26 protein-coding genes are annotated in these 23,874 nt (G+C 59.7%); 19 read left to right on the top strand and 7 right to left on the bottom strand.

What is annotated here, in order from left to right; translation table 11 throughout:
• Nucleotides 1-83: 83 nt before the first annotated feature.
• A complete protein-coding gene (locus tag AC3WRD_RS11220) occupies nucleotides 84-572 on the bottom strand; it encodes a DUF3015 domain-containing protein (RefSeq protein WP_025108775.1) in 489 nt (162 codons plus the stop codon).
• Between the two features lie 321 nt (nucleotides 573-893).
• Between AC3WRD_RS11220 and AC3WRD_RS11225 the strand changes: the two genes are divergently transcribed.
• Both AC3WRD_RS11225 and AC3WRD_RS11230 read left to right on the top strand, forming a co-directional pair.
• Nucleotides 894-3,332: a Lon protease family protein gene (locus tag AC3WRD_RS11225; RefSeq protein ID WP_096820856.1), complete on the top strand. Its 2,439-nt coding sequence runs from the start codon at nucleotides 894-896 to the stop codon at nucleotides 3,330-3,332.
• Nucleotides 3,333-3,574: 242 nt separating this feature from the next.
• Nucleotides 3,575-3,904 carry a PA4575 family protein gene (locus AC3WRD_RS11230; protein WP_085732860.1) on the top strand — a complete coding sequence of 110 codons (330 nt, stop codon included), beginning with the start codon at nucleotides 3,575-3,577 and terminating at the stop codon, nucleotides 3,902-3,904.
• A 10-nt stretch (nucleotides 3,905-3,914) separates the two neighbouring features.
• Here AC3WRD_RS11230 and AC3WRD_RS11235 read toward each other — a convergent pair whose 3' ends face one another.
• A complete protein-coding gene (locus tag AC3WRD_RS11235) occupies nucleotides 3,915-5,744 on the bottom strand; it encodes a hypothetical protein (protein ID WP_102621105.1) in 1,830 nt (609 codons plus the stop codon).
• A gap of 162 nt (nucleotides 5,745-5,906) precedes the next feature.
• Between AC3WRD_RS11235 and AC3WRD_RS11240 the strand changes: the two genes are divergently transcribed.
• From AC3WRD_RS11240 to bamJ, 3 genes are all read left to right on the top strand, one after another.
• Nucleotides 5,907-6,395 (top strand): TIGR00645 family protein, encoded by a 489-nt coding sequence (locus AC3WRD_RS11240; protein WP_096820858.1) that lies wholly within the window; start codon nucleotides 5,907-5,909, stop codon nucleotides 6,393-6,395.
• Nucleotides 6,396-6,530: 135 nt separating this feature from the next.
• A complete protein-coding gene (locus AC3WRD_RS11245) occupies nucleotides 6,531-6,836 on the top strand; it encodes a DUF6482 family protein (protein ID WP_096820859.1) in 306 nt (101 codons plus the stop codon).
• A gap of 126 nt (nucleotides 6,837-6,962) precedes the next feature.
• Entirely contained in the window at nucleotides 6,963-7,580 is a 618-nt protein-coding gene (gene bamJ / locus AC3WRD_RS11250; protein ID WP_096820860.1) for a BamJ family beta-barrel-assembly machinery protein, read from the top strand.
• Nucleotides 7,581-7,629: 49 nt separating this feature from the next.
• On the opposite strand, the gene AC3WRD_RS11255 is transcribed toward bamJ, so the two are convergent.
• From AC3WRD_RS11255 to AC3WRD_RS11265, 3 genes are all read right to left on the bottom strand, one after another.
• Entirely contained in the window at nucleotides 7,630-7,887 is a 258-nt protein-coding gene (locus tag AC3WRD_RS11255) for a PA4570 family protein (RefSeq protein WP_039771721.1), read from the bottom strand.
• A 208-nt stretch (nucleotides 7,888-8,095) separates the two neighbouring features.
• Entirely contained in the window at nucleotides 8,096-8,437 is a 342-nt protein-coding gene (locus AC3WRD_RS11260; RefSeq protein ID WP_007950963.1) for a zinc ribbon domain-containing protein YjdM, read from the bottom strand.
• A 125-nt stretch (nucleotides 8,438-8,562) separates the two neighbouring features.
• Nucleotides 8,563-9,531 carry a polyprenyl synthetase family protein gene (locus AC3WRD_RS11265; protein ID WP_102621104.1) on the bottom strand — a complete coding sequence of 323 codons (969 nt, stop codon included), beginning with the start codon at nucleotides 9,529-9,531 and terminating at the stop codon, nucleotides 8,563-8,565.
• Nucleotides 9,532-9,770: 239 nt separating this feature from the next.
• On the opposite strand from AC3WRD_RS11265, the gene rplU reads away from it, so the two are divergent.
• The 5 genes from rplU (at nucleotide 9,771) to AC3WRD_RS11290 (ending at nucleotide 13,526) form a co-directional block, all read left to right on the top strand.
• Nucleotides 9,771-10,085 (top strand): 50S ribosomal protein L21, encoded by a 315-nt coding sequence (gene rplU, locus AC3WRD_RS11270; RefSeq protein ID WP_007950961.1) that lies wholly within the window; start codon nucleotides 9,771-9,773, stop codon nucleotides 10,083-10,085.
• A gap of 34 nt (nucleotides 10,086-10,119) precedes the next feature.
• On the top strand, nucleotides 10,120-10,377 hold the full coding sequence (rpmA, locus tag AC3WRD_RS11275; RefSeq protein WP_016773121.1) for a 50S ribosomal protein L27: 258 nt from the start codon (nucleotides 10,120-10,122) through the stop codon (nucleotides 10,375-10,377).
• Between the two features lie 193 nt (nucleotides 10,378-10,570).
• The gene (cgtA, locus tag AC3WRD_RS11280) at nucleotides 10,571-11,794 is read left to right on the top strand and encodes an Obg family GTPase CgtA (RefSeq protein WP_096820862.1); all 1,224 of its coding nucleotides are present in this window, start codon (nucleotides 10,571-10,573) and stop codon (nucleotides 11,792-11,794) included.
• Between the two features lie 137 nt (nucleotides 11,795-11,931).
• Entirely contained in the window at nucleotides 11,932-13,050 is a 1,119-nt protein-coding gene (proB, locus tag AC3WRD_RS11285; protein ID WP_102621103.1) for a glutamate 5-kinase, read from the top strand.
• 11 nt (nucleotides 13,051-13,061) lie between these two features.
• Nucleotides 13,062-13,526, top strand: a complete 465-nt coding sequence (locus tag AC3WRD_RS11290) for a CreA family protein (RefSeq protein WP_102621102.1) — start codon at nucleotides 13,062-13,064, stop codon at nucleotides 13,524-13,526.
• Between the two features lie 117 nt (nucleotides 13,527-13,643).
• Here AC3WRD_RS11290 and rpsT read toward each other — a convergent pair whose 3' ends face one another.
• On the bottom strand, nucleotides 13,644-13,916 hold the full coding sequence (rpsT, locus tag AC3WRD_RS11295; protein WP_003228351.1) for a 30S ribosomal protein S20: 273 nt from the start codon (nucleotides 13,914-13,916) through the stop codon (nucleotides 13,644-13,646).
• Between the two features lie 252 nt (nucleotides 13,917-14,168).
• Between rpsT and murJ the strand changes: the two genes are divergently transcribed.
• The 6 genes from murJ (at nucleotide 14,169) to ispH (ending at nucleotide 21,587) form a co-directional block, all read left to right on the top strand.
• Nucleotides 14,169-15,707 carry a murein biosynthesis integral membrane protein MurJ gene (gene murJ / locus AC3WRD_RS11300; protein WP_102621101.1) on the top strand — a complete coding sequence of 513 codons (1,539 nt, stop codon included), beginning with the start codon at nucleotides 14,169-14,171 and terminating at the stop codon, nucleotides 15,705-15,707.
• A 129-nt stretch (nucleotides 15,708-15,836) separates the two neighbouring features.
• A complete protein-coding gene (gene ribF / locus AC3WRD_RS11305; protein ID WP_007959537.1) occupies nucleotides 15,837-16,775 on the top strand; it encodes a bifunctional riboflavin kinase/FAD synthetase in 939 nt (312 codons plus the stop codon).
• Between the two features lie 13 nt (nucleotides 16,776-16,788).
• Nucleotides 16,789-19,620 (top strand): isoleucine--tRNA ligase, encoded by a 2,832-nt coding sequence (ileS, locus tag AC3WRD_RS11310; RefSeq protein WP_102621100.1) that lies wholly within the window; start codon nucleotides 16,789-16,791, stop codon nucleotides 19,618-19,620.
• Complete coding sequence (gene lspA, locus AC3WRD_RS11315) at nucleotides 19,613-20,125, top strand: signal peptidase II (RefSeq protein ID WP_096820866.1); 513 nt, start codon at nucleotides 19,613-19,615, stop codon at nucleotides 20,123-20,125. The genes ileS and lspA overlap by 8 nt, the downstream gene beginning before the upstream one ends.
• Before the next feature lie 7 nt (nucleotides 20,126-20,132).
• Nucleotides 20,133-20,570, top strand: a complete 438-nt coding sequence (fkpB, locus tag AC3WRD_RS11320) for an FKBP-type peptidyl-prolyl cis-trans isomerase (protein WP_173861359.1) — start codon at nucleotides 20,133-20,135, stop codon at nucleotides 20,568-20,570.
• Between the two features lie 72 nt (nucleotides 20,571-20,642).
• Nucleotides 20,643-21,587, top strand: coding sequence for a 4-hydroxy-3-methylbut-2-enyl diphosphate reductase (ispH, locus tag AC3WRD_RS11325; RefSeq protein ID WP_096820867.1), 945 nt, complete (start codon nucleotides 20,643-20,645; stop codon nucleotides 21,585-21,587).
• On the opposite strand, the gene AC3WRD_RS11330 is transcribed toward ispH, so the two are convergent.
• Complete coding sequence (locus AC3WRD_RS11330; protein WP_102621099.1) at nucleotides 21,559-22,113, bottom strand: GspH/FimT family pseudopilin; 555 nt, start codon at nucleotides 22,111-22,113, stop codon at nucleotides 21,559-21,561. The two genes, ispH and AC3WRD_RS11330, sit on opposite strands and share 29 nt — an antisense overlap.
• A 130-nt stretch (nucleotides 22,114-22,243) precedes the next feature.
• Between AC3WRD_RS11330 and AC3WRD_RS11335 the strand changes: the two genes are divergently transcribed.
• From AC3WRD_RS11335 to AC3WRD_RS11345, 3 genes are read left to right on the top strand one after another with little or no spacing between them, the layout of a single operon-like run.
• Complete coding sequence (locus tag AC3WRD_RS11335; protein WP_102621098.1) at nucleotides 22,244-22,717, top strand: GspH/FimT family pseudopilin; 474 nt, start codon at nucleotides 22,244-22,246, stop codon at nucleotides 22,715-22,717.
• The gene (pilV, locus tag AC3WRD_RS11340) at nucleotides 22,714-23,163 is read left to right on the top strand and encodes a type IV pilus modification protein PilV (protein WP_102621097.1); all 450 of its coding nucleotides are present in this window, start codon (nucleotides 22,714-22,716) and stop codon (nucleotides 23,161-23,163) included. The genes AC3WRD_RS11335 and pilV overlap by 4 nt, the downstream gene beginning before the upstream one ends.
• Nucleotides 23,160-23,873: a PilW family protein gene (locus AC3WRD_RS11345; protein WP_096820871.1), complete on the top strand. Its 714-nt coding sequence runs from the start codon at nucleotides 23,160-23,162 to the stop codon at nucleotides 23,871-23,873. Before pilV ends, AC3WRD_RS11345 begins: the two co-directional genes overlap by 4 nt.
• Nucleotide 23,874: the final 1 nt, after the last annotated feature.

Raw genomic sequence — 23,874 nt, forward strand, 5'->3', positions numbered from 1 at the left:
AAGTCGAAAAAAACAAAAGACCCAAAGAGGGGCGGGCCGAAAAAACAAAACCCGCTTCCCGAAAGAAGCGGGTGGGGTCGAGCTTAAGCCTGAGTCGCGTACTTGGCCAGACGAGGGTCTGCTTTCAGGACGGCCAGGGTGTTGGTATGCACGTCTTCGGCGGTCACGTCAGCCTTGCTGAAGATCTGCTGGAAGTGCTCGTGAGTGACGGCGGCGAAGTGCGCACGGTCTTCCGGCGCTACGCCCAATACCACGGCATAGGTCGTCAGCGCTTCGCCGTTGCCTTTTGCCATGTCTTCGGACAGCTCGTTCATCATGCCATTCATGGCAAACCAGGATTTGCCGCCATAGGTCAGCGACGCGTTGGTGGAGCAACCGTTGGTGCCGGAAGTCATGCCGAACGTCGCGTTGCCGGAGGTGCCGTTAGTGGTGGATGCCAGGAAGTGAGCCGGGGTGCCACGCTGACCTTCGAACAGCATGTTGCCCCAACCGCAATCCGGACCGCCTGGCGCCTGAGCCATGGCGTTGAGTGATACAACGGTGAAGAGAGTACCGAGAAGAATCCGTTTCATAGCTTTGTTCTCTTTGTGTGCATACCAATGGACAGGGTTCTGGCCCCGCTCTCTACCGAAAAACGCCGCTTGGCGATTTTTCGTACAGACCTTGTGGCGCCAGTGGGCCGGTATTAGTTCCAGCCGCGCAGTTTGGAGTTTAGGCACGTTCCGGCGGTTCCGTGATTTTTTGCACAATATTTGGAATAAACCCCGGTTCCATGGGCCCGGCCGCGGGGATGACCGGTTGTCTATGCTTTGTCGTGTGGCGCGCCTTGCCAGTGGGGCACGGGCAGCGCCAGAATGCCGCTATCTGCCCCGCCTGATTGTTAAGGAAGCCCGATGCCTGATCCTGTTGCTGCCAGCTTGCGTCTAGCGCCCGAAGCGCTGACCCGTCCGTTTTCCGCTGAACAGTTCAGCTTCACTACCACCAATGATCTGGAGCCCTTTCGCGGTGTGCTTGGCCAGGAACGTGCGGTCGAAGCCTTGCAGTTCGGTGTGGCCATGCCACGCCCCGGTTACAACGTATTCGTCATGGGCGAGCCCGGCACCGGCCGTTTCTCGTTCGTCAAACGCTACCTGAAGGCCGAAGGCAAACGCCTGCAGACCCCGGCGGACTGGGTCTACGTCAACAATTTCGATGAACCGCGCGAACCTCGCGCCCTGGAGTTGCCGTCGGGCACTGCCGCTGCGTTCATCGGTGACATCAACGGCTTGATCGACAACTTGCTGTCGACTTTTCCCGCCGTGTTCGAACACCCGTCCTACCAGCAGAAGAAAAGTGCCATCGACCGCGCCTTCAACCAGCGCTACGACAAGGCGCTGGACATCATCGAGCGTCTGGCCCTGGAAAAAGACGTCGCCCTGTACCGCGACAGCAGCAACATCGCGTTCACGCCGATGCTCGAAGGCAAGGCGCTGGACGAGGCCGAATTCGCCCAGTTGCCGGAAGCCGAGCGCGAGCGTTTTCACGAGGACATTTCCGGCCTCGAAGAACGCTTGAACGAAGAACTCGCGAGCCTGCCGCAATGGAAGCGCGAGTCGAGCAACCAGCTGCGCCAGCTCAACGAAGAAACCATCACGTTGGCCCTGCAACCATTGCTTTCGCCGCTGTCGGAAAAGTACGCGGAAAATGCGGCGGTCTGCGGTTACCTGCAAGCCGTGCAGGTTTACCTGCTGAAAACCGTGGTCGAGCAACTGGTCGATGACAGCAAGACCGATGCGGTCGCACGCAAGCTGCTGGAAGAGCAATACGCGCCGAGCCTGGTGGTCGGGCATCCGAGCAGCGGCGGTGCGCCGGTGGTGTTCGAGCCGCATCCGACGTATGAAAACCTGTTCGGTCGTATCGAATACACCACCGATCAGGGCGCGCTTTACACCACGTATCGCCAGTTGCGTCCGGGTGCGCTGCACCGCGCCAACGGTGGTTTCCTGATCCTTGAAGCGGAAAAAATGCTCGGCGAGCCGTTCGTGTGGGATGCGCTCAAGCGCGCCCTGCAATCGCGCAAGCTGAAAATGGAATCGCCACTGGGCGAGATGGGCCGTTTCGCCACCGTGACGCTCAATCCGCAGTTCATTCCGTTGAATGTCAAAGTCATCATCATCGGTGCGCGGTCGCTGTACTACACGTTGCAGGACCTCGATCCGGACTTCCAGGAGATGTTCCGCGTCCTGGTGGATTTCGACGAAGACATCCCGATGGTCGACGAAAGCCTGGAGCAGTTTGCCCAGTTGCTGAAAACCCGTACTTCGGAAGAAGGCATGGCGCCGCTGACCGCCGACGCGGTGGCGCGTCTGGCGACCTACAGTGCGCGTCTGGCCGAGCACCAGGGGCGTTTGTCGGCGCGTATCGGTGATCTGTTCCAACTGGTCAGCGAGGCGGATTTCATTCGGCATCTGGCCAACGATGAAATGACCGACGCCGGCCACATCGAGCGCGCCCTGAAGGCCAAGGCCACTCGCACCGGGCGTGTGTCGGCGCGAATTCTCGACGACATGCTGGCGGGGATCATCCTGATCGACACCGACGGTGCGGCGGTCGGCAAGTGCAACGGCCTGACGGTGCTCGAAGTCGGCGACTCGGCGTTCGGTGTGCCGGCGCGGATTTCCGCCACGGTGTACCCGGGCGGCAGCGGCATCGTCGACATCGAGCGTGAGGTCAACCTCGGTCAGCCGATCCACTCCAAGGGCGTGATGATCCTCACCGGGTATCTGGGCAGCCGTTACGCCCAGGAATTCCCGCTGGCGATTTCCGCGAGCATCGCGCTGGAGCAATCCTACGGTTACGTCGATGGCGACAGTGCGTCGCTGGGCGAGGCGTGCACGTTGATTTCGGCCTTGTCGAAAACCCCGCTCAAGCAATGCTTTGCGATCACCGGTTCGATCAACCAGTTCGGTGAGGTGCAGGCGGTGGGCGGGGTCAACGAGAAAATCGAAGGCTTCTTCCGCCTCTGCGAAGCACGCGGGCTGACGGGCGAGCAGGGCGCGATCATTCCGCAAGCCAACGTGGCCACGCTGATGCTTGATGAAAAGGTGTTGGCGGCGGTGCGCGCAGGGCAGTTCCACGTTTATGCGGTGCGTCAGGCCGACGAAGCGTTGAGCTTGTTGGTGGGCGAGCCTGCCGGTGAGCCGAATGAAGAGGGCGAATTCCCGGAAGGCAGCGTCAACGCGCGGGTGGTGGAGCGTCTGCGGGTGATTGCCGAGATGATCAGCGAAGAAGACCTGAAAGAAGCCGAGAAGGAACTGGCGCAGGAGGCGCTGGCCGAGGCCAAACCAGCTTAAGTCAGACTGCAGTCAAAAAATGGGAGCCTTGTGCTCCCATTTTGTTTTGTCGCGAACGTCGGCAAAAGTGCCATCACTCTGGCGTCAATATTCACACAATGACCATTCGGCGCCTTCTGGTTCTGTGCGGCTTGCGCGGCGGACTTTTCTTCTATTCTCTGCTCAAGGACATCGACAGTATCACGGGATCGAAACAGCCCTTCAGCAAGGGCTGAACACCGGCTTTACCGAGGGTCGCCGCCATGTCGCGCAACCTCTGTCTTACCCGTCAGTGCCTGGGTCTTGTGACCCGTATCGAATGCGCCATCAAGCCGTTGGCCGGCGATAACGGCATGTGGACATTGCTCTTCGCCGCCGGCATGGCCGGTGAACAACCTTCCGCCATCAAGGCTCAGGGCCCGTTTCATGGGCCGATCGCCGCCGAATCGATCCTCGATACCATCGTCGAAAGCCTGACGATGCACGGCTACGAGCTGGCCAATGATCCGCAGATCTGGTCCTTGCACCTGCAAGCCCAGCTACGGCAGATCAACGGTGGACGTGGGCGCAGCATCGGCGTTTTTGACCACTAGCTAGCGCCGATCATGGCGCAGCACCTTGTGTGTGGGCCTTGTCGAGTTTGACCTCAAAGCCGTACTGCACGGTGGCGAGGTCGGTTCGCTGATAGGTTTCCACGTGCGTCGGGCGGCCGTAGAAATAATGCACGCCGAACAGCGCCGGGCCTTCTGCGCTCGTGTCGTGGCTGACCGAAAGAATCTGTTTCAGGTAGTTGCCACTGTCGTCCTTGACGAAGAATCGCCATTCGTTGGCCGGGAACAGTTTCAGATCCACCACCAGTGCGTTGTTCCTGATTTCCAGGCCTTTGGGCAACGCCTTGGCTTCGAAGGCCTGCTTCTCCACCGTGGCCAGAAACAGCGGCATCGAGCCGACGGCAATCGCCGGGGTTTCCGGGAACAGGTTCAAGTCATAGGTGATGGTCGCCTGCAGCGGGTCCACCTGATAGGCCTCGGCCGGCAGTTCGATCGGTTCGTTGAGTTTGCCGCTGGTTTTTTCGGTGAAGAACGTCACCGGGCTTTCGCCGGGGGCCAGGTCGTCGCCCAGCAGTTCGTCATTGAAGGTTTTGCGGTGATCGAACTCGATGCGCGCGGCACTGGGCTCCTCCACTGACTGGCGGATATGGATGCCTTTTTTCAGCTCGTCCTCGGTCAGTGACGCACCTTTGAGCCAGTTGGGCGCCTGGTCGTCGTAGACGGTGATCGCCAGATCCAGCGGTTGCACGGTTTTCGCCGTGGTGTGCGAGTCGAACTCGCGGACCGGCAGGTCCAGTGGCTTGCGGGTGACGGTGGCTTCGGAAAAGTCCAGAACGCTGACTTCGAGGGTATCGATCGGGCCGTTGAAGTAGACCTTGTTGTAGCGGCGCGGATGCTGTTGCTCGAAGGCGTGCTGGTCGTCGTTCAATTGTTTTTCCAGTGCTTCGCTCCAGGCTTTTTGCTGTTGCAGGTGCACCAGTTGTTTTTGATAGAAGCCGACCTGCTCGGGGCTCTCGTTGATGGCGCCGGCGCGCACCAGGTACTGGCCGGTCGTGTCACGGGCCTGGACGATCAGCGGATTGAGCGGGGTGTTGGCGACTTCCGGGGCGAGCGGCAGGCTGTTGCTGAACTCGACTTCGGCGTAGTTCTTTTCCAGCTTCAGCAGGGTCACGCTGAGGTTGGCGTCAGTTCGGGTCTGGCCGATGTCCTTTTTGCCCAGATCGAAACTGTGCAGGCGTTTCGGGGCGATGACTTCAACCTGGCCTTGCAGGCTCACGGGGCGCGGCCGGGTTTTCTTGTCGACATCCAGGCCTTCGATGAACGGGTAGGTCACGGTCAGGTCATCGGGGTTGGTGACGTTGGAACTGGACGGGCTCAACTGAATGCCCGGATCGGTTTCCGACCATTCCGGCTGGTAGGCGATCACCCGCTTGTTGCTCAACGTCACCGATTGCCATTCCACGCCGTGGGGGAACAGGAACCCGCCGGGAATGTTGAGGTTGAAGGGGAACACCGGTTGCAGGTCGGTGAGGTAATCGGAGCTGGCATCCTTGTGCAGCACGAACAGGCCGTTGATGAAGGTGTCGACCAGCGCCTGAGGCGTCGGGTAATGCTTGAGCACGCCGAGGGCGTCTTCGCCGTATTCGGTTCTGGGCGGTTTGTTGTCGAGTCGTTGCTGCGCGCGCTCCAGCAGCAGTAACGAGCCGCCAAGTTCGGTCACGGCATCCTTGAGTTTCGGGTCGGTGATCGCGTCCAGGGACTGTTCGAACTGTGCAGTCTTTTCTTCGAGGCTGAGCGGGTGTTTTTCCTCACCGGGCGAGCAGCCGCCGATCATCAGGGCGAAGCAAATTCCGGCAGTCGTTAACGGCAATCGCACATCCATTTCCAGTCGTCCTGTCCACTGTCGCTGGGCTGTCAATGGTTTGGACACTAGCAGAAAAACTTTGTCACACACACGCAGGTAGCGGATTTCCGGGCGGTTTCTGGCTGTCATGGGGGACTGGTATACTCGCCGCCGATTACAACCCCCCTTGTGTGAGAGTCAATGGAACGCTTTATCGAAAATGCAATGTACGCCTCGCGCTGGCTGCTGGCGCCGATCTATATCGGGCTGTCTCTCGGGCTGCTGGCGCTGGCATTGAAATTCTTCCAGGAAGTGTTTCATGTCATTCCCAACGTGTTCTCCATGGCCGAGTCCGAGCTGATTCTGGTGCTGCTGTCGCTGATCGACATGGCGCTGGTGGGCGGTTTGCTGGTGATGGTGATGATTTCCGGCTACGAGAACTTCGTGTCCGAGCTGAACATCGACGAAGGCAAAGAGAAGCTCAGCTGGCTGGGCACCATGGACTCCTCGTCGCTGAAGATGAAAGTGGCGGCGTCGATCGTGGCGATTTCCTCGATCCATCTGCTGCGGATCTTCATGGATGCCAAGAACGTCGATCCCGAGCATCTGATGTGGTACGTGATCATCCACATGACCTTCGTGATCTCGGCGTTTGCCATGGGTTACCTGGACAAGCTCACCAAGCACTGATGAGTTGTCGTTCGCTGTAACAAAACCGCCCGTCTGTTGCGAAACAGACGGGCGGTGTCGTTTATGGCTTGTGCTTTGTAGCGCCGAAGCATATCCCTGTAGGCGTCCCGGCTCGCCACTGCGTGAGGTGCGTTCATGAACCTGCAAGAATTGAATGCGTTTGCCATCGCCAAGAAGGTCGATGAGTTGAACCTGATCTCCATGGAGGGCGGCATCTATCTGCTCGAGGCGCGCATGCATGGCGCGGCGTACCCGCTGAGTGATCCACAGGGCAAGATGCTGATGTTGCGCTCGGTGGAGCATGCGCGGGATGTACTCCACAGCTTTCCGGTGCTGCCGTTCAACCTTGTGCACACCTCGGTGCACGATGAAATGTGCGGTCTGGGCGCCAGCGGTGAAGAAAGCCTGAAAGTCCCGCTGGCCTGGCGCTCGGCACTGTAGGCCCGAGGGTCTGATCAATGCCGGAACAACTGTGCTAGTCTGCTCGCCCTTTTGGTTCCGGGCGCGCCGGGACGCGCTGTGCACGCACGGCATGTCCTGAGGCCGTCCGCACAGCGGAGCAGTGTCATGTCCGAAGTAAATCTGTCCACCGACGAAACCCGCGTCAGCTACGGTATCGGCCGTCAGCTGGGTGACCAGCTGCGCGACAACCCGCCACCGGGTGTCAGCCTGGACGCCATCCTGGCCGGTCTGACCGACGCATTCGCCGGCAAGCCAAGCCGTGTGGGTCAGGACGAATTGTCCGCCAGCTTCAAAGTGATCCGCGAAATCATGCAAGCCGAAGCCGCTGCCAAGGCTGAAGCCGCCGCTGGCGAAGGTCGTGCGTTCCTGGCTGAAAACGCCAAGAAGGACGGCATCACCACTCTGGCTTCCGGTCTGCAATTCGAAGTGCTGACTCAGGGCGAAGGCGCCAAGCCATCCCGTGAAGACACCGTGCGTACTCACTACCACGGCACGCTGATCGACGGCACCGTATTCGACAGCTCCTACGAGCGTGGCCAGCCTGCTGAATTCCCGGTTGGCGGCGTAATCGCCGGCTGGACCGAAGCCCTGCAACTGATGAATGCCGGCAGCAAATGGCGTCTGTACGTGCCGAGCGAACTGGCTTACGGCGCTCAAGGCGTTGGCAGCATCCCGCCGCACAGCGTTCTGGTGTTCGACGTCGAGCTGCTCGACGTTCTGTAATCCCGTTACCCTGCACAAGCGTGGCTTGTGCAGGGTTTCTCCGCCGTTCTCATACTTCGATCTTGTGATGCAGCTCACTGGTCGGGCGCAACGCCCGGGCATAGCAGAACAGGAACAGATTGCGCACCAGCTCCTTGAGCACCAACGGTTCACTGGAACTCAGGCCGCTGACGTCCAGATCCCCTTGATCCTGCAACTCGTGCAGGGCTTCTTCTTCCAGCACCGCGCAGACTTCACCGGTTTCCCGATGCAGAATCCTGAGGTACGGGTGCGGGCGATCCAGCCAGGCGTCGATCAAATAAGTCATGGTTCTCATCTCCATTGAAAGGGTTTCAATGAGAATAATTCTTATTCGTCAAATAGCAAGCGTCTATTGGCGGTTTGTGATTTTTTACGGGTAAAGATTGCGTAAGGTCAAAACGACTGGCGTTTGGCTACTGCGAGGATTTGCTGGCGAGGCGGAAGGGAGGGTGAAGCTCCATCCCGCGACGGGCGCGGGATGGAAGACAGCATATTCAGACTTTTCTGACGAACTCGGATTTGAGTTTCATCGGGCCGATGCCGTCGATCTTGCAGTCGATGTCGTGGTCGCCGTCACACAGGCGGATGTTCTTGACCTTGGTGCCGACCTTGACCACCAGCGAAGTGCCCTTGACCTTCAGGTCCTTGATCACGGTGATGGTGTCGCCGTCCTGCAGGACGTTGCCGACCGAGTCTTTCTTCACGGCATCATCGGACGCCACTTCGGCTTCGCCGCCGGCAGACCACTCGTGGGCGCACTCCGGGCACACCAGTTGGGTGCCGTCTTCGTAGGTGTATTCGGAATTGCATTTCGGGCAGGGTGGCAACGTGCTCACTAAGGCTCCTTGGAGAGGGGGTCGTTAAAAGTCGCACATTGTATAAGGTTTTAGCTGCAGATGGCAGGCAACAAAAAACCGCAGGCTCCGACGGAGGCTGCGGTTTCTTGATGACAAGGCGTTGATCAGTGCGTGCGGGCGACCGCGAACTCGCTCAATTCAACCAGTGCATCGCGGTATTCGCTGGCCGGCAGCGTTTCGAGGCACTTGATCGCACGGGCCACATAGTCACGGGCCAGTTGTGCGGTGTATTCCAGAGAGCCGGACGCTTCCACGGCGATGCGGATGCTTTCCAGGTCTTCGATTCCGCCTTTCTGGATCGCCTGGCGTACCAGTGCGGCTTGCTCCGGCGTGCCTTCGCGCATGGTGTAGATCAGCGGCAGGGTCGGCTTGCCTTCGGCCAGATCGTCACCGACGTTCTTGCCCAGGGTTTCGGCGTCGCCCTTGTAGTCGAGCAGGTCGTCGACCAGCTGGAACGCCACGCCCAGGTGATCACCGAAGGTGCGCAGGGCTTCGCTCTGCTCGGCGGTCGCACCGGCCAGTGCCGCGGCGCTGTGGGTCGACGCTTCGAAAAGCATCGCGGTCTTGCCGCGGATGACTTCCATGTAGGTTTCTTCGGTGGTGCTGGCGTCGCGAACCTTGGACAACTGCAGCACTTCGCCTTCGGCGATGATGCGCGTGGCCTGGGACAGGATCTTCATCACCGGCATCGAACCCAGTTCGACCATCATTTCGAACGAGCGCGAATACAGGAAATCGCCGACCAGCACGCTCGGGGCGTTGCCCCACATGGCGTTGGCGGTCGAACGGCCACGGCGCATGCCGGACATGTCGACCACGTCGTCATGCAGCAGGGTGGCGGTGTGCAGGAATTCGATGGTGGCGGCCAGCAGGCGCATGTCGTCGCCTTCGCGACCCAGGGCCTTGCCACACAGCAGCACCAATAAAGGACGCAGGCGTTTTCCGCCGGCCGACGTGATGTAATCGCCGATTTTCGATACCAGCGGCACTCGGGAAGTCAGCTGCTTCTTGATGATGCCGTCGACGGCGCTAAAATCGTCCGCCACCGCGCGGTAGAAAGCTTGGGGTTGCATCAGCGACAGGTGCTCCAGAAGGGTTGCGCGGCATGCTAGGACCCACGTCCGGGCCTGTCAAGGCGCGATGGACGGCCACTTGCATGACTCTTGTAGCTTGCGTACAATCGCGCACCCTGAACTTCCTGGGCAGCACCTGCCTTACGCAATTGCAATCGGGCCTCCAGCCCAATGCAGCCATGCCAGCCAATACCTCTTCTTATAAAGAGCTGGGTGAGCAGGATTATCGGAGAAATACCATGTCTTATGCAGTAATCGTTACTGGTGGCAAGCAGTACAAAGTTGCACCAGGTGAATACCTGAAGATCGAAAAACTGGAAGTCGCTACTGGCGAATCCGTAACTTTTGATCGCGTTCTGTTGGTTGCCAATGGCGACGACGTGAATATCGGCGCTCCAGTTGTTGCTGGCGCTACCGTTGTGGCTGAAGTGATCTCCCAAGGTCGTCACGATAAAGTTCGCATCATCAAGTTCCGTCGTCGTAAGCACCACATGAAGCGTATGGGCCACCGCCAGTGGTACACCGAGATCAAAATCACCGGTATTCAGGCTTAATTTCAGCCTAATTCCTCACTAGGAGAATTGACTCATGGCACACAAAAAAGCTGGTGGTAGTACCCGTAACGGTCGCGACTCAGAAGCCAAACGCCTTGGCGTGAAGATGTATGGCGGCCAGGTCATCAAGGCCGGCAACATCATCGTGCGTCAGCGCGGCACCCAATTCCACGCTGGCTACGGCGTTGGCATGGGTAAAGATCACACCCTCTTCGCGAAAATCGAAGGCGTGATCAAGTTTGAAGTAAAAGGCGCCTTCGGTCGTCGTTACGTGAGCGTAATCGCAGCCTAACTGCGAGAGTGCTGGAGAAGCCCTGTCTTGCGACGGGGCTTTTTCGTTTGTGGGGTGAGTCTCTTGCAAAGCTGTTTGTATGGGCTGCCGGCGTGCGATGCAGGTCGTGGATTGGGGTCGCTGCGCTCATTTTTGCAAGAGTCTTATGTCTTGATTGTTTTTCGGCTCGTCCGTACGGCGAGAGGCGTTGGTTATGAAGTTTGTTGATGAAGTATCGATTCGCGTAAAAGCTGGCGACGGTGGCAATGGCGCCATGAGTTTCCGTCGGGAAAAATTCATTGAAAACGGTGGCCCGAACGGCGGTGACGGCGGTGACGGCGGTTCCATCTTCATGATGGCCGACGAAAACCTGAACACCCTGGTGGACTACCGCTACACCCGGCATTTCGACGCCGAGCGTGGTTCCAACGGCGGCAGCACCGACTGCACCGGCAAGAAGGGTGAAGACTTGATCCTGCGCGTGCCGGTCGGCACCACGGTGATCGACTCCGCCACTCAGGAAGTCATCGGTGACCTGACCAAGGCCGGTCAGAAACTGATGGTGGTTCAGGGCGGCTGGCACGGTCTGGGCAACACTCGTTTCAAATCCAGTACCAACCGTGCGCCGCGTCAGACCACGCCGGGCAAGCCGGGCGAGCAGCGCGACCTGAAACTGGAAATGAAGGTTCTGGCCGACGTCGGTCTGCTGGGCCTGCCGAACGCCGGTAAAAGTACCTTTATCCGTTCGGTATCGGCTGCCAAGCCGAAAGTCGCCGATTACCCGTTCACCACGCTGGTGCCAAACCTGGGTGTGGTCAGCGTCGATCGCTGGAAAAGCTTCGTCATTGCCGACATTCCGGGTCTGATCGAAGGTGCTTCCGACGGTGCCGGTCTCGGTATCCGCTTCCTCAAGCACTTGGCGCGTACCCGTCTGTTGCTGCACCTCGTGGATATGGCGCCGCTGGATGATGCCAGCGCTCCGGATGCTGCTGAAGTGATCGTCAACGAGCTGATCAAGTTCAGCCCGTCGCTGGCTGAGCGTGATCGCTGGCTGGTGCTGAACAAGTGCGACCAGATCCTTGAAGAAGAGCACGATGCTCGCGTCAAGGAAATCGTCGATCGTCTGGAATGGACCGGTCCGGTCTACGTGATCTCGGCCATCTCCAAGCTGGGTACCGAGCGTCTTTGCCACGACATCATGCGTTACATGGAAGATCGTGCCGATCGTCTGGCCAATGACCCGGCCTACAAGGAAGAGCTGGCCGATCTCGATCAGCGCATCGAAGACGAAGCCCGTGCTCAGTTGCAGGCGCTGGATGACAAGCGTGCCCTGCGTCGCAGCGGCGTGAAGTCGGTCCACGATATCGGCGACGATGACTGGGACGAAGAAGATGTGGATGACGAAGACGGTCCGGAAATCATTTACGTGCGTGACTGATTCGTTGAAGTAAACTTAAGCGCCGCTCAATCGAGCGGCGTTTTAGTATCTGGAAATCGATCGTTGGTCACGAATAACCACGAATAATGTCATGGGCAGTGCCAGGTCGCGCTGCCCTCAAGCTAAGGTTGAAGATGATGCGGAGCAAGGTGACGGGTGCGCAGCGTTGGGTCGTGAAGATCGGCAGCGCTTTGCTGACAGCGGATGGCAAAGGGCTCGATCGTGCGGCAATGGGTGTCTGGGTCGAGCAGATGGTGGCCTTGCATGAGGCTGGCGTCGAGTTGGTGCTGGTGTCCTCCGGGGCGGTGGCGGCCGGCATGAGCCGTTTGGGCTGGACCACGCGACCCAGTGCGATGCACGAGCTCCAGGCCGCTGCTGCAATCGGTCAGATGGGCTTGGTGCAGGCCTGGGAATCGAGTTTTGCCGAGCATGGCCGGCACACCGCGCAGATTCTCCTGACCCACGACGACCTGTCCGATCGCAAGCGCTACCTGAACGCCCGCAGCACCTTGCGTGCGCTGGTCGAGCTGAAAGTCATCCCGGTGATCAACGAAAACGACACTGTGGTCACTGACGAAATCCGTTTCGGCGACAACGACACGCTCGCTGCGCTGGTGGCCAACCTGGTCGAGGCTGATCTGCTGGTGATCCTGACGGATCGCGACGGCATGTTCGATGCTGATCCGCGCAACAATCCTGACGCACAGCTGATTTACGAGGCGCGCGCCGATGATCCGAGCCTGGATGCGGTGGCGGGTGGTACCGGCGGCGCGCTGGGTCGTGGCGGCATGCAGACCAAGTTGCGCGCGGCGCGTCTGGCGGCCCGTTCCGGGGCGCACACCATTATTGTCGGTGGGCGTCTGGAGCGAGTGCTCGATCGTCTGAAAGCGGGCGAGCGAATCGGTACGTTGCTGTCGCCTGAGCGCGGGATGCTGGCGGCACGCAAGCAGTGGCTGGCCGGGCATCTTCAAACCCGTGGCACGCTGGTGTTGGATGATGGTGCGGTTTCCGCGTTGTCCCAGGGCAACAAAAGCTTGCTGCCGGTCGGCGTCAAGTTGGTGCAGGGCAGTTTCCGTCGCGGCGAAATGGTGGTTTGCGTGGCGCCGGACGGTCGAGAAATCGCCCGTGGCCTGGCCAACTACAGCGCGCTGGAAGCACAAAAAATCATCGGTCAGTCGTCAGATGCGATTGTCGGTTTGCTGGGTTACATGGCTGAGCCGGAACTGGTTCACCGTGACAACCTGATTCTTGTTTGAGGAAACGCGCAATGCGCATGGCAAAAGGATTGTTGGGCTTGCTGATGGCGTTGCCATTGCTGGCCTCGGCCGAGGAAATCGGCCAGGTATCGACGGTGTTCAAGTTTGTCGGGCCGAACGACCGGATTGTGGTCGAGGCGTTCGATGATCCGAAAGTCGAGGGTGTGACGTGCTATCTGTCGCGCGCCAAGACTGGTGGCGTGAAGGGTGGTTTGGGGTTGGCCGAGGATCGTGCCGAGGCGTCCATTGCTTGTCGTCAGGTGGGTTCTATCAACTTCAAGGGTGAGTTGAAGGATGGCGAAGAGGTGTTCAAGGAGCGTACTTCGCTGGTGTTCAAGACCATGCAGGTGGTGCGTTTCCTCGACAAGAAGCGCAATACGCTGGTTTATCTGGTCTATAGCGATCGCCTGATCGAGGGTAGTCCGCAGAATGCGGTGACAGCGATCCCGATTCTGCCGTGGGCGCCAGTCCATTAATTTGGACGTAAATAAAAAGGGGAGCCGGTTGGCTCCTCTTTTTTTTTGCGTTGTTTTCAGCAAATCGCAGGCAATAAAAAACCGACCCTGAGGTCGGTTTTTTAATGACTACGTCGCTTAGGCAGCTTCTTTCAGTGCCTTGACGTGGCCATTCAGACGGCTCTTATGACGAGCAGCCTTGTTCTTGTGGATGATGCCTTTATCGGCCATACGGTCGATAACTGGCACAGCCAGAACGTATGCAGCTTGAGCTTTTTCAGCGTCTTTTGCGTCGATGGCTTTAACTACATTCTTGATGTAGGTACGAACCATGGAACGCAGGCTGGCGTTGTGGCTGCGACGCTTCTCAGCCTGTTTTGCACGTTTTTTGGCGGAAGGTGAGTTGGCCACCGTCGAGCTCCTCGAAAGACTTTTTAGGAAATAGCAAACAAAATAGGCCGCGAATCATGCCGATGAGTTGAAGTCTTGTCAAGGGCGCTTGAAACGTTCCGCTAAGTGGTAGGTGTGGTGCGACGGGATATTTCTTTCCGGCGTGTGACCTGTAAACTCGCGAGCTTTGGCTCTGTGCTGTTGCGGCGCGGAGTATCGCACAAGTAGGCGCATTGTTCGCCTGCTGTTTATCGACAGGCACAAATTCCTTCAATGAATCTGCTCAAATCGTTGGCCGCCGTCAGCTCTATCACGATGCTTTCCCGGATTCTCGGGTTTGTCCGCGACACGCTCATTGCGCGTACATTCGGCGCCGGAATGGCGACAGACGCCTTCTTCATCGCCTTCAAACTGCCCAATCTGCTGCGGCGAATCTTCGCCGAGGGTGCATTTTCACAGGCGTTTGTGCCGATTCTTGCCGAATACAAAAGTCAGAAGGGGGAGGAGGCGACTCGTACCTTTATTGCCTATGTGACGGGACTTCTGACGCTGGTTCTGGCGCTGGTGACGGCGCTGGGCATGATTGCCGCGCCCTGGGTGATCTGGGCCACCGCCCCCGGTTTTGCCAACACACCGGAAAAATTCCAGCTGACCTCTGACCTGCTGCGAGTGACCTTCCCCTATATATTGCTGATCTCCCTGTCGTCTCTGGCGGGTGCGATTCTCAATACCTGGAACCGTTTCTCGGTGCCGGCGTTCGTGCCGACCCTGCTCAACGTCAGCATGATCGTGTTTTCGCTGTTCCTGACGCCGTACTTCGATCCACCGGTCATGGCGCTCGGCTGGGCGGTGCTGGTTGGCGGTCTGGCGCAGTTGCTTTACCAACTGCCGCACCTGAAAAAGATCGGCATGCTGGTGCTGCCACGCCTGAATCTGCGCGATACCGGTGTCTGGCGGGTGATGAAGCAGATGTTGCCGGCGATCATCGGTGTCTCGGTCAGCCAGATTTCCCTGATCATCAACACCATCTTCGCCTCGTTTCTGGTGGCGGGCTCGGTGTCGTGGATGTACTACGCCGATCGTCTGATGGAGTTGCCGTCCGGCGTGCTGGGTGTGGCGCTGGGCACGATTCTGCTGCCGACATTGGCCAAGACCTACGCCAGCAAGGACCGTCACGAGTACTCGCGGATTCTCGACTGGGGCCTGCGCCTGTGCTTCGTACTGGTGTTGCCGTGTGCGTTGGCGCTGGGGATTCTGGCCGAGCCGTTGACGGTTTCGCTGTTCCAGTACGGCCAGTTCAGCGGGTTTGACGCCGCCATGACCCAGCGCGCGTTGATTGCCTACTCTGTCGGTCTGCTCGGCATTATCGTGATCAAAGTGCTGGCGCCGGGCTTCTATGCGCAACAGAACATCCGCACACCGGTAAAAATTGCAATCTTCACCCTGGTGGTCACGCAGTTGTTCAATCTGGTGCTGATCGGTCCGCTGGCGCACGCCGGGCTGGCGTTGGCGATCAGCGCCGGCGCCTGTCTGAACGCCGGGCTGCTGTTCTATCAACTGCGCAAGCAGCAGATGTATCAACCGCAGCCGGGCTGGCTGAAGTTCGGTTTCAAGCTGGTGGTCGCCGTGGCGGTGATGTCGGCGGTGCTGTTGATCGGCATGCATTTCATGCCCGCGTGGGATCAGGGCCACATGCTGGAACGCTTCGTGCGCCTGGGCGCCTTGGTGGTTGCCGGCGTGGTGGCGTATTTCGGCATGTTGCTGCTGCTCGGTTTCCGCCTGCGCGACTTCAATCGCAAGGCGTTGAGCTGAGGTTTTACCCCTGAAAAACGGGCGCGAGCCGGCAGTTTTGTCGGCTCGATCACTTTGGGTTACGGTGTTGCCTGTCGTCTGCCGCCGGGTGTGGTTATAATCGGCCACTTTATGAGCAAGAAGCGCGTTATGCAGCTGGTTCGAGGCCTTCACAACTTGCGCCCCCAGCATCGGGGCTGCGTCGCCACTATTGGCAACTTTGACGGTGTTCACCGTGGTCACCAGGCTATCCTGGCCCGACTGCGTGAGCGTGCGCTCGAGTTGGGCGTACCCAGCTGCGTGGTGATTTTCGAGCCGCAGCCACGGGAATTCTTTGCCCCGGAGACCGCGCCGGCGCGTCTGGCCCGGTTGCGCGACAAGCTGCAACTGCTGGCCGCCGAAGGCGTCGATCGGGTCCTGTGCCTGGCCTTCAACCAGCGCTTGAGCAAGCTCAGTGCCAGTGAATTCGTCGACACCATCCTCGTTGATGGCCTCGGCGTGCAGCATCTGGAAGTCGGTGACGATTTCCGTTTCGGCTGCGACCGTCTCGGCGATTTCGATTTTCTGTTGCAGGCCGGGCAGGTTCACGGTTTTACCGTGGAAGCCGCGCAAACCGTCGAGCTGGACGGCATTCGTGTCAGCAGCACTCAGGTGCGCAATGCGTTGGCCGCCGCCGATTTTGCTTTGGCTGAGCGTCTGCTCGGTCGCCCGTACCGGATTGCCGGTCGCGTGCTGCATGGCCAGAAACTGGCCCGCCAACTGGGTACGCCCACGGCGAACATTCAACTGAAGCGCCGTCGCGTGCCGTTCACCGGGGTTTACCTGGTCGACGTCGACATCGACGGCAAGACCTGGCCCGGCGTCGCCAATATCGGCGTGCGGCCCACGGTGCAAGGTGATGGCAAGGCCCACCTTGAAGTCCATCTTTTAGATTTTGCCGGCGATCTGTATGACCGGCGTTTGACGGTGGTTTTCCACCAGAAGCTGCGTGAAGAGCAGCGTTTCGCCTCCCTGGAGGCATTGAAAACGGCGATCAGCGCGGATGTCGCCGCCGCCCGTGCACTAGCCGCACCTAGCGCCCATCGCTAATGAAGAGCCTTAAATGACCGACTATAAAGCCACGCTAAACCTTCCGGACACCGCCTTCCCAATGAAGGCCGGCCTGCCACAGCGCGAACCGCAGATCCTGCAGCGCTGGGACAGTATTGGCCTGTACGGAAAGTTGCGCGAGATTGGCAAGGATCGTCCGAAGTTCGTCCTGCACGACGGCCCTCCGTACGCCAACGGCACGATCCACATCGGTCACGCTCTGAACAAGATTCTCAAGGACATGATCATCCGTTCGAAGACCCTGTCGGGCTTCGACGCGCCGTATGTCCCGGGCTGGGATTGCCACGGCCTGCCGATCGAGCACAAGGTTGAAGTGACCCACGGCAAGAACCTGGGCGCGGACAAGACCCGCGAACTGTGCCGTGCCTACGCCACCGAGCAGATCGAAGGGCAGAAGACCGAATTCATCCGTCTCGGCGTGCTGGGCGACTTCGCCAACCCGTACAAGACCATGGACTTCAAGAACGAGGCTGGTGAAATCCGTGCCCTCGCCGAAATCGTCAAGGGCGGTTTCGTGTTCAAGGGCCTGAAGCCTGTGAACTGGTGCTTCGATTGCGGTTCGGCCCTGGCCGAGGCGGAAGTCGAGTACGAGAACAAGAAGTCCTCGACCATCGACGTCGCGTTCCCGATCGCTGACGAGGCCAAACTGGCCGCTGCGTTCGGTCTGCCGTCGTTGAGCAAACCAGCTTCGATCGTGATCTGGACCACCACTCCGTGGACCATCCCGGCCAACCAGGCGCTGAACGTTCACCCTGAATTCACCTACGCCCTGGTCGATATCGGCGACAAGCTGCTGGTGCTGGCTGAAGAACTGGTCGAATCCTGCCTGACCCGTTACGGCGTCGAAGGCACTGTATTGGCGACCGCTCCGGGTTCGGCGCTGGAACTGATCAATTTCCGTCACCCGTTCTACGACCGTCTGTCGCCGGTGTACCTGGCCGACTACGTGGAACTGGGCGCCGGCACCGGCGTGGTTCACTCCGCCCCGGCCTACGGCGTGGATGACTTCGTGACCTGCAAGAAGTACGGCATGGTCAACGACGATATCCTCAACCCGGTACAGAGCAACGGCGTTTACGTGCCGTCGCTGGAGTTCTTCGGCGGCCAGTTCATCTGGAAGGCCAACCCGGCCATCGTCGACAAACTGACCGAAGTCGGTGCGTTGCTGCACACCACCGTCATCGAACACAGCTACATGCACTGCTGGCGTCACAAGACCCCGCTGATCTACCGCGCTACTGCGCAGTGGTTCATCGGCATGGACAAAGAGCCGGTCAGCGGCGACACCCTGCGTGTGCGCTCGCTCAAAGCCATCGAAGAAACCAAGTTCGTTCCGGCCTGGGGCCAGGCGCGCCTGCACTCGATGATCGCCAACCGTCCGGACTGGTGCATCTCCCGTCAGCGCAACTGGGGCGTGCCGATCCCGTTCTTCCTGAACAAGGAAAGCGGCGAGCTGCACCCACGTACCGTCGAGCTGATGGAAGAAGTCGCCAAGCGCGTTGAAGTCGAAGGTATCGAAGCCTGGTTCAAGCTCGACGCTGCCGAACTGCTGGGTGATGAAGCGCCGCAGTACGACAAGATCAGCGACACCCTCGACGTCTGGTTCGACTCGGGCACCACGCACTGGCACGTCCTGCGCGGTTCGCACCCGATGGGCCACGAGACCGGCCCGCGCGCCGACCTGTACCTGGAAGGTTCGGACCAGCACCGTGGCTGGTTCCACTCGTCCTTGCTGACCGGTTGCGCCATCGACAACCACGCGCCGTACCGCGAACTGCTGACCCACGGTTTCACCGTGGACGAGTCCGGCCGCAAGATGTCCAAGTCCCTGGGCAACGTGATCGCGCCACAGAAAGTCAACGACACCCTGGGCGCCGACATCATGCGTCTGTGGGTCGCTTCGACCGACTACTCGGGCGAAATGGCCGTGTCCGAGCAGATCCTGCAGCGCAGTGCGGACGCCTATCGTCGTATCCGTAACACCGCGCGCTTCCTGCTTTCCAACCTGACCGGTTTCAACCCGGCTACCGACCTGCTGCCAGCCGAAGACATGCTGGCGCTGGATCGCTGGGCGGTGGATCGCACCCTGCTGCTGCAACGCGAGTTGCAAGAGCACTACGGCGAATACCGTTTCTGGAACGTCTACTCGAAGATCCACAACTTCTGTGTTCAGGAGCTGGGTGGTTTCTACCTCGACATCATCAAGGATCGCCAGTACACCACCGGCGCCGACAGCAAGGCCCGTCGCTCGTGCCAGACCGCGCTGTTCCACATCTCCGAAGCGCTGGTGCGCTGGATCGCGCCGATCCTGGCCTTCACCGCCGACGAACTGTGGCAATACCTGCCGGGCGAGCGCAACGAATCGGTGATGCTCAACACCTGGTACGAAGGCCTGACCGAGTTGCCGGAAGGCTTCGAACTGGGTCGCGCCTACTGGGATCGCATCATGGAAGTGAAGGTGGCGGTCAACAAAGAGATGGAAATCCAGCGCGCGGCCAAGGCTGTCGGTGGCAACCTGCAAGCCGAAGTGACGCTGTTCGCCGAAGACGCTCTGACCGCTGACCTGGCCAAGCTGAGCAACGAGCTGCGCTTCGTTCTGATCACTTCGACCGCCAGCGTTGCGCCGTTCGTGCAGGCTCCTGCCGATGCAGTGGCTACTGAAGTCAGCGGCCTGAAGCTGAAGATCGTCAAATCGGCCTTCCCGAAATGCGCCCGTTGCTGGCACTGCCGTGAAGACGTCGGCGTGAACCCGGAGCATCCGGAAATCTGCGGCCGTTGCGTGGACAACATCGATGGCACCGGCGAGGTTCGTCACTATGCCTAATGCCGTTGGCCGTTTCGGACGGCTGAGCTGGCTCTGGTTGAGCTTGCTGGTTCTGGTCATTGACCAGGCCAGCAAGTTTTACTTCGAAGGCAAGCTCGAGATGTACCAGCAGATCGTGATCATTCCCGATTACTTCAGCTGGACCCTGGCCTACAACACGGGCGCGGCATTCAGCTTCCTGGCTGACAGCTCCGGCTGGCAGCGCTGGCTGTTTGCGCTGATCGCGGTCGTGGTCAGTGCGGTGCTGGTGGTCTGGCTCAAACGCCTGGGCCGCAACGAAACCTGGCTGGCCGTCGCACTGGCATTGGTGCTGGGCGGCGCGCTGGGCAATCTGTATGACCGCATCGCCCTGGGGCATGTGATCGATTTCATTCTGGTGCACTGGCAGAACCGCTGGTACTTCCCGGCGTTCAACTTCGCCGACAGCGCCATCACCGTGGGTGCGGTGATGCTGGCACTGGATATGTTCAAATCCAAGAAATCCGGAGAAACCGTTCATGACTGAACAGGTATTGGCTGAGCAACGCATTGGCCAGAACACGGAAGTCACCTTGCACTTTGCATTGCGCCTGGAGAACGGCGACACGGTCGACAGCACTTTCGACAAGGCACCGGCGACCTTCAAGGTCGGCGACGGCAACCTGCTGCCGGGCTTCGAGGCGGCGTTGTTCGGCTTCAAGGCGGGTGACAAGCGGACTCTGACCGTCGAGCCGGAAAACGCGTTCGGCCAGCCGAACCCGCAGAACGTGCAGGTCATTCCACGTTCGCAGTTTGCGGACATGGAACTGTCACCGGGTCTGCTGGTGATCTTCAACGATGCGGCCAATACTGAGCTGCCGGGTGTGGTGAAAGAATTCGACGACGCGCAAGTGACCGTCGACTTCAACCACCCGCTGGCCGGCAAGACGCTGACCTTTGACGTGGAAATCTTCTCCGTCAAAGCGTTGTAAACGCTGTTCTGCAGGGGCCGCACCGGCTCCTGCATTGATCTGAATTTTCGCGCGCAAGACACGAGGCACAGCATGCAAATCAAACTCGCCAACCCCCGTGGCTTCTGCGCTGGCGTGGACCGGGCGATCGAAATCGTCAACCGCGCCCTGGAAGTCTTCGGGCCGCCGATCTATGTGCGTCATGAAGTGGTGCACAACAAGTTCGTCGTCGAGGACCTGCGCAGTCGTGGCGCGATCTTCGTCGAAGAGCTGGATCAGGTGCCGGACGACGTCATCGTGATCTTCAGTGCCCATGGCGTCTCGCAAGCCGTGCGCACCGAAGCCGCCGGTCGTGGCCTGAAAGTGTTCGACGCCACCTGCCCGCTGGTGACCAAGGTGCACATCGAAGTCGCCAAATACAGCCGCGACGGCCGTGAATGCATCCTGATCGGCCACGCCGGTCACCCGGAAGTCGAAGGCACCATGGGCCAGTACGACGCCAGCAATGGCGGTGCAATCTACCTCGTCGAAGACGAGAAGGATGTTGCCGAACTGCAGGTACATGACCCGGAAAAACTGGCCTTCGTGACCCAGACTACCTTGTCGATGGACGACACCAGTCGAGTCATCGACGCGTTGCGCTCCCGTTTCCCGGCCATCGGTGGCCCGCGCAAGGACGATATCTGCTACGCCACGCAGAACCGTCAGGACGCGGTCAAGCAACTGGCCGACGAATGCGACGTGGTGTTGGTGGTCGGCAGCCCGAACAGCTCCAACTCCAACCGTCTGCGCGAGCTGGCCGAACGCATGGCCACGCCGGCGTACCTGATCGACGGTGCAGAAGATCTGCAAAAGAGCTGGTTCGATGGCGTCGAGCGCATCGGTATCACCGCCGGGGCCTCCGCACCGGAAGTGCTGGTACGTGGCGTGATCCAGCAATTGCAGGCCTGGGGTGCTACCGGTGCCGACGAACTGGCCGGGCGAGAAGAGAACATCACATTCTCGATGCCTAAAGAGCTGCGCGTACGTTCGATCTGACCGCTTTATCCTTTCGACACAGCGCCTGTTCAGCCTTTTCGCTGGCCAGGCGCACGCGGCCGGTCGCCGCCAGCACCAGTTGAAGTTGGCTGACCGGCTCGCGGGTCGAACAGATATGTAGTTTTCCTGCCTGAAACGCCCGCCCGGGCATCAGCGGTTGGCCCAGACTGCTGAACCGTATGTACCGACTGACGAACCAGTTGCCGACAATGGGTATTCGCCCATCACTGGCGTGCTCGACCAGCAGCGGATTGCTGCTGTCCTCCGCACCCTTGCCACTGACATCCAGAATGATCCGCCAGCCCTGGCCCCAATCTCCGTTGATGCCATGAATCACCACGCTCTGATTGCGCGTGATCGCCTGGGTGCGGGCAGTGCGGATCCCGCTGATCAGCGATTCTGCGGCCTGCTGTCGGTGGTTTGACTCTGTCAGCGTTGCAAACGCCGGGCTGACCAGTGACAGAACAATTGCGCCGATCGCCAGTCCCATAAGCAGTTCGACCAGGCTGAAACCCCGTTGCGGCATGTGTATTCCCTCCGTGGGGCAGGGTGTCCGACGCGATCCGTGCACCGGGCAGGGCAAATCAACCGACGTAACCCGGTCGAATGTTCTAGGTTTGTAGAGCAGGTATAGCCGACGGCAACGGAGGGCATCGATGGATCATCGTACAAAAGGTTTCACGCTGATCGAGCTGTTGGTGGCGGTCGCGTTGTTTGTGATCCTGATCACGATGGCCGTGCCGGCGTTTACCCGTTCGATACAGGGCAGCAAGGCCGACACCGAAGTCGGCGACCTGCAACGGGCGCTCAACTACGCCCGTCTGGAAGCCATCGATCGCGGGACGACCATTCGCTTGCGGCCGACCGCCGGGGGCAGCGTCTGGACTGGCGAATTGTCGGTCTACGACAGTACTGGCAATTCGGCCAATGTATTGCGGGTTGTTCCAGCGATGAGCAGTGGTGCGACTCTGACGCTAACCTCAGGAGTGACCGCGCTGGATTTCAACAATCTGGGCGGCCTGGCAGCACCGTCCACGGCGGTGGTGTTCAGTTACACGCTGGGCACGCAAAGCAGGACGCTGAACGTGTGTCTGAACGGACGAATTCAATCGGGTGGAAGCTGCGGATGAGGGCAGGGAGCAAAGGTGCACAGGAAGGCATGTCGCTGATCGAAATCCTGGTCGCGTTGCTGATTCTGACGGTCGGGTTGCTGGGGGCGGCGGCGGTTCAGCTCAATGCGCTGAAGTACACCGACAGCTCGCGCATGACCAGTCAGGCCAGCTTCATCGCCTACGACATGATGGACCGCATCCGCGCCAACGCCGGGGCCGACTACACCGTCACGCCGCCGACCTCGGGCAACCTGAATGTCACTCGGGATCAGGATCTCTACGACTTCACCACCAACATCGTCAATTTCGGCGGGCCGAGCGCCACCGGCAGCATCACCCTCAATCAGCGCGTGTACACCATCACCATCAACTGGAGTGACGCGCGAGCCGCCAACACCGCGAGCGCCCCGCGCAGTTTTGTCCTGACCAGCCGCGTCGCGGTCGACCCGGTGGCCACGCCATGAAGCGGCATAACCAGGGTTTCGGCCTGATCGAAATGCTCATCGCGTTGGCGCTGGGGCTGATCATCGTGCTGGGCGTCGTACAAACCTTTCTCGCGGCGAAGAACACCTACGTCAGCCAGAACACCTCGGCTGCCATGCAGGAAGATGCGCGGTTTGTGTTGAGCAAGATGATTCAGGAATTGCGCATGGTCGGGATGTTCGGCTGCCTGGGGACCATTACCGATTCCAGTAGCAGCGGCGACTTCAATGCCGCCCAGATCACGCCGATCAGTTGGGACAACACCAACCTCAAACTGACACTGGTTACCGCCGACGTCGGTGGTGCGGGCGGGACGCCGACCTGGACAGTGGTGTCTGACTGCCGCAACAGTTCAACGGCCTATACGGGTGTGCGAGCACCGGCGACCGGGCAAATCGCGTTTCCGATCCGGCGTCTGGTCTACAGCTTCAGCAACAACCAGATCCTGATGGGCACCGGCAGCGGTACGCCGACCCAGCAAGTGCTGGTGAGCAATGTTAGTGCGTTCACCGTCCTGTTTGGCCTGGCCAGTACCGCGACCGATGTGGCTGCTTCGACTTACAGCAGCAACCCCAGCGATCCTGCACGCATCCGCAGCGTACGCCTGAGCCTGACCCTCACTGATCCGAACAACCGGATCGCCAATCAAACCTTCAATGTGGTTGCCGCGCTGCGCAACCGCTTGCAGTGAG

This window comes from Pseudomonas sp. FW215-R2 (assembly GCF_058789255.1).

What these genes read in the sequence shown, in the direction of transcription:
- AC3WRD_RS11345 (WP_096820871.1), top strand. Translation starts at nt 23,160, where the DNA reads ATGAAGCGGCATAACCAGGGTTTCGGCCTGATCGAAATGCTCATCGCG.
- AC3WRD_RS11245 (WP_096820859.1), top strand. Translation starts at nt 6,531, where the DNA reads ATGAACCTGCAAGAATTGAATGCGTTTGCCATCGCCAAGAAGGTCGAT.
- AC3WRD_RS11335 (WP_102621098.1), top strand. Translation starts at nt 22,244, where the DNA reads ATGGATCATCGTACAAAAGGTTTCACGCTGATCGAGCTGTTGGTGGCG.
- AC3WRD_RS11265 (WP_102621104.1), bottom strand. Translation starts at nt 9,531, where the DNA reads ATGCAACCCCAAGCTTTCTACCGCGCGGTGGCGGACGATTTTAGCGCC.
- AC3WRD_RS11230 (WP_085732860.1), top strand. Translation starts at nt 3,575, where the DNA reads ATGTCGCGCAACCTCTGTCTTACCCGTCAGTGCCTGGGTCTTGTGACC.
- ribF (WP_007959537.1), top strand. Translation starts at nt 15,837, where the DNA reads ATGCAGCTGGTTCGAGGCCTTCACAACTTGCGCCCCCAGCATCGGGGC.
- AC3WRD_RS11330 (WP_102621099.1), bottom strand. Translation starts at nt 22,113, where the DNA reads ATGCCGCAACGGGGTTTCAGCCTGGTCGAACTGCTTATGGGACTGGCG.
- AC3WRD_RS11240 (WP_096820858.1), top strand. Translation starts at nt 5,907, where the DNA reads ATGGAACGCTTTATCGAAAATGCAATGTACGCCTCGCGCTGGCTGCTG.
- AC3WRD_RS11220 (WP_025108775.1), bottom strand. Translation starts at nt 572, where the DNA reads ATGAAACGGATTCTTCTCGGTACTCTCTTCACCGTTGTATCACTCAAC.
- AC3WRD_RS11235 (WP_102621105.1), bottom strand. Translation starts at nt 5,744, where the DNA reads ATGGATGTGCGATTGCCGTTAACGACTGCCGGAATTTGCTTCGCCCTG.
- proB (WP_102621103.1), top strand. Translation starts at nt 11,932, where the DNA reads ATGCGGAGCAAGGTGACGGGTGCGCAGCGTTGGGTCGTGAAGATCGGC.
- ispH (WP_096820867.1), top strand. Translation starts at nt 20,643, where the DNA reads ATGCAAATCAAACTCGCCAACCCCCGTGGCTTCTGCGCTGGCGTGGAC.
- lspA (WP_096820866.1), top strand. Translation starts at nt 19,613, where the DNA reads ATGCCTAATGCCGTTGGCCGTTTCGGACGGCTGAGCTGGCTCTGGTTG.
- AC3WRD_RS11290 (WP_102621102.1), top strand. Translation starts at nt 13,062, where the DNA reads ATGCGCATGGCAAAAGGATTGTTGGGCTTGCTGATGGCGTTGCCATTG.
- ileS (WP_102621100.1), top strand. Translation starts at nt 16,789, where the DNA reads ATGACCGACTATAAAGCCACGCTAAACCTTCCGGACACCGCCTTCCCA.
- rpmA (WP_016773121.1), top strand. Translation starts at nt 10,120, where the DNA reads ATGGCACACAAAAAAGCTGGTGGTAGTACCCGTAACGGTCGCGACTCA.
- AC3WRD_RS11225 (WP_096820856.1), top strand. Translation starts at nt 894, where the DNA reads ATGCCTGATCCTGTTGCTGCCAGCTTGCGTCTAGCGCCCGAAGCGCTG.
- cgtA (WP_096820862.1), top strand. Translation starts at nt 10,571, where the DNA reads ATGAAGTTTGTTGATGAAGTATCGATTCGCGTAAAAGCTGGCGACGGT.
- murJ (WP_102621101.1), top strand. Translation starts at nt 14,169, where the DNA reads ATGAATCTGCTCAAATCGTTGGCCGCCGTCAGCTCTATCACGATGCTT.
- bamJ (WP_096820860.1), top strand. Translation starts at nt 6,963, where the DNA reads ATGTCCGAAGTAAATCTGTCCACCGACGAAACCCGCGTCAGCTACGGT.
- pilV (WP_102621097.1), top strand. Translation starts at nt 22,714, where the DNA reads ATGAGGGCAGGGAGCAAAGGTGCACAGGAAGGCATGTCGCTGATCGAA.
- AC3WRD_RS11255 (WP_039771721.1), bottom strand. Translation starts at nt 7,887, where the DNA reads ATGACTTATTTGATCGACGCCTGGCTGGATCGCCCGCACCCGTACCTC.
- rplU (WP_007950961.1), top strand. Translation starts at nt 9,771, where the DNA reads ATGTCTTATGCAGTAATCGTTACTGGTGGCAAGCAGTACAAAGTTGCA.